Annotated in this window: 2 protein-coding genes; both read left to right on the top strand. The window is 70.0% G+C overall.

Annotated elements, in window-relative coordinates; genetic code table 11:
• The coding region (locus E1298_RS45445; RefSeq protein WP_131903573.1) for a class I adenylate-forming enzyme family protein at positions 1-1677 on the top strand (1677 nt) is incomplete at its 5' end.
• 134 nt (positions 1678-1811) lie between these two features.
• Positions 1812-3221, top strand: coding sequence for an SAM-dependent methyltransferase (locus E1298_RS45440; RefSeq protein WP_165975974.1), 1410 nt, complete (start codon positions 1812-1814; stop codon positions 3219-3221).
• Positions 3222-3345: the final 124 nt, after the last annotated feature.

The following is a 3345-nucleotide window of genomic DNA, read 5'->3' as shown; positions in this document are numbered from 1 at the left end:
CCCGTCCACCCCCCGGAGTTCCTCGTCCACCACGCCCCCACCCGTTCGCGGCGGCGCATCACCCCCGTGTCGCGGGTCCCCGCGACCGGCCGTCTCGGCGAGGTGTGGCACGTCGCCGCCCGGCGCGCCCCCGAACAACTGATCACGGTCGACCGCCCATGCGACATCGACCCGCACGGGCCCACCGAGCGCACGTACGCGGGCTGGGCCGGCCTGGTCGACGACGCCGCCGGCTGGCTCGTCCAGGCCGGTGTGCGGCCCTGGGACCGGGTGGCCGTCCTCAAGGACAACCACTTCGACGTGGCCCTGCTGGCCTGCGCGGCCGCCCGGATCGGCGCCGTGCCCGCGTTGCTGTCGGGGACGTACGGACCGGACGTGGCGCGCACACTGCTGACCCGGCTCGAACGGCCGTTCGTGGTGACCGACAGCGCGCATGCGGCGTCCTGCGGGCTGACCGCAGAGGCCGTCGAACGGCTGACCACCCGGACCATCTGCGTCGACGCCCCGGACGACCGTCCGGATCTGGTCGGGCTCGACGCGCTGCGCGGTGCCCGGCGGCCCGGCCCCCGGCTCCGCGACCCGTGCGAGCCGATGATCATCACGCACACCTCGGGGACCACCGGCGTGCCCAAGCTGGTCATGCACTCGGGCGACTCGGTGCGCGCGCTGAGCCTGATCGAGACCGAGCGATGGCCGCTGTTCGGGCTCCGCCGGACCGACACGATGGCGTTCGCAGACCCGTTCTGGCACGAGCGCATCACCACCGGAATGATCGCCTGGGCGACGATCAACCAGCGGATGCTGATGCTGTCCGACCCGCTGTCCCCCGACGTCGCACGGCTACTGGCCGAGCACCGGCCCACGGTGGTCGAGACGCTGCCCAACGCGTACCTCGTCTGGGAGCGGCTCGCGGCCGACCCGGCCCGCCCGTTCGCGGACGTTCGGGTGTTCATCAACTCCTTCGACGCCATCCACACCCGCACGATCCGCACGCTCCTGGCCGCGAGCGAGCGCCGCCGGCCGTACTGGCTGCAAGCCTGGAGCCAGAGCGAGAACGGTCTGATCGTCATGCGCCCGTACACCCGCCGCTCGGTGCGCAGGCGCGGCCACCGGCCGCCTCCCACCCAGATACTCGGCTGGCCGATCCCCGGCCTCATCAGGGTCCGCGCGGTCGACCCCGAGACCGGCCGCCGGGTCAAGCCGGGCCGGCCCGGGCTGATCGAACTCAAAGCACCCGGCCGGTGCCTGGCCTACGTCGGCGAGCAGCACCGGCACGACCGCAAGCGCAACGGCCCGTGGTGGAACACCGGCGACCTCGCGGTGATCAACCGGTTCGGCGCGATCAGGCTGCTGGACCGCGAGATCGATCGCATCCCGCGCGCGAGTGCGATCGAGATCGAGGACGTCCTGCTGGACCGGCTCCCGGAGACCACCGAGGTCGTCGTCCTGCCCGCGCTCGGCTCCCTCCCGGTGCCCGTGCTCAGCACCGTCGACGGTCAGCCGATCGATCCGCGCGCCTGGTCGCGGGCCACCGCCGACCTGCCGGCGCTGGCCGAGCCGCTGCACATCCAATGGGAGCAGTTCCCACGCACCGGGACCTGGAAGATCAACCGAGTACGCCTACGGGAGTGGCTGCTGCCCGGGGTCCGTGCGGTCGGCACCGGCCACTGGACCTGACCCGCGCCGCGAGACGGCGCGGCGAAAACGACCCTGATCGCCGTCCGGTCCCCATTGGGCTCTCCCCTACAGCGAGTGCCCCTTGGCTCAGCTTGCCACTGACCGTACATGACCGAGATACGTATCGTTCTCGCATGAAGATCGAGATCCTCGGCAGTCATTGCCGCACCAGCGGTACGCAGGAAGTCACCCGGGCCAAGGTGCGGCAACTGATCACAGTCCTGGCCTTGCAGGACGAGCCGGTCCGGGCCACCACGCTCACCGCGCTGCTGTGGGACCGGCCTGTCACCCCAGGTTCGCTCAATCAGGCCCTCCACCTCGCGCGGCGCGCGCGGCCTCCCGGCCGCTTGGTCACCGATGCCGGCGGCTACCGGCTTGCCCTCACTCCCGCCGACGACTTCGACCTCGCCCGGTTCCGCAGCTTCATGGACAAGGCCCGCGCGGTCCGCGGAGTCGACGCCACTACCGCGGTGACCCTGTACCGAGAGGCGCTGGCATTGTGGGGCGACCCGCCCCTGGGCGACCTGCCCGATACGTCCATGACCATCCCGATCCGCGCCCGGCTCTTGGCCGAGCTGCGTAGCACCCGCGAAGAGCTCGCCGAGATGCTGCTGGTGATCGGGGAGCCGCACGAGCTCCTAGCACCGGCGAGCGGATGGTTAGCCGAAGACCCCTACAACGAGCGCCTGCGCGGCCTGCTGATGCTCGCCCTGCACCGTACCGACCGCAAGGGCGAGGCCCTGCAGCTGTATCGGAGCGGCGCGAATCTGCTGGATGATGCGCCGCCCGGGCCGTGGTTGCGGCGCCTGGCCCAGCAGATCCACCACAACCAGCCCAGTCTGGAGTGGCGGTCGCCGTGGGCGTCCCGGCCCAGTCTCGACGCCGTGGCGGCGGCCGCCGAACTCGACACCTCAGTGGTTTCCCCAGCCCGCACCTACGACTACCTGCTGGGCGGCAACAACCACTTTCCGGTCGACCGTGAGGCCATCGACCGGCTCATGCTGACAATCCCGCATCTGCGCCACGTCGCACAGGGCAACCGCAGATTCCTGGTCGAAGCCGTCCGGTACGTCGCCTGGCGCGGTGTGCACCAGTTCCTCGACATCGGCAGCGGCCTCCCCACCGTCGACAACGTTCACCAAGTCGCCCAGCGGATCACGCCCGACGCACACACCGTCTACGTCGACAACGACGCCACCGTCCGCGCGCACGCCACGGCACTGCTGCACGGCCAGGAAGACACCACCATCTTCATCAACGGCGACCTCCGCGACCCGGCCCAAATCCTGCGCACCACCGAAACACAACGGCTCCTCGACTTCGACCAGCCGATCGCGGTCATCCTCTGCGCCATCGTCCACTTCTTAGACCTGCATGACGCCCAGCGCGTCATCGCCGAACTCATCGAGCCACTGCCCCCAGGCAGCTACCTGGCGGTCTCCGGAGTGACCAGCACCGGCTCCACCCCCGAAGCGATGCAAGCATTGACCCACACCAGCCGCGACTCCACCGTCACCGTTCACCTCAGAACCCGCACACAATGAAGTGATCTCAGGGATTTAGAACCGGACGGTCGAGCTTTCTGAGTGTTGAAGGTGCCGTTCGGGGAGACACGCGGACAGATCGCCTGGCCGGGAAATAGGACGTGGAGCCCCGGTAGAGAAGGAA

Source organism: Actinomadura rubrisoli (assembly GCF_004349215.1).
In the GTDB taxonomy this organism is placed as follows: domain Bacteria; phylum Actinomycetota; class Actinomycetes; order Streptosporangiales; family Streptosporangiaceae; genus Spirillospora; species Spirillospora rubrisoli.
Note: the sequence above shows the minus strand (reverse complement) of the source record. Positions and strands in the feature narration are given on the sequence as shown.

Excerpts from the sequence above, each read along its gene's own strand:
- E1298_RS45440 (WP_165975974.1), top strand. The coding sequence starts at position 1,812 with ATGAAGATCGAGATCCTCGGCAGTCATTGCCGCACCAGCGGTACGCAG.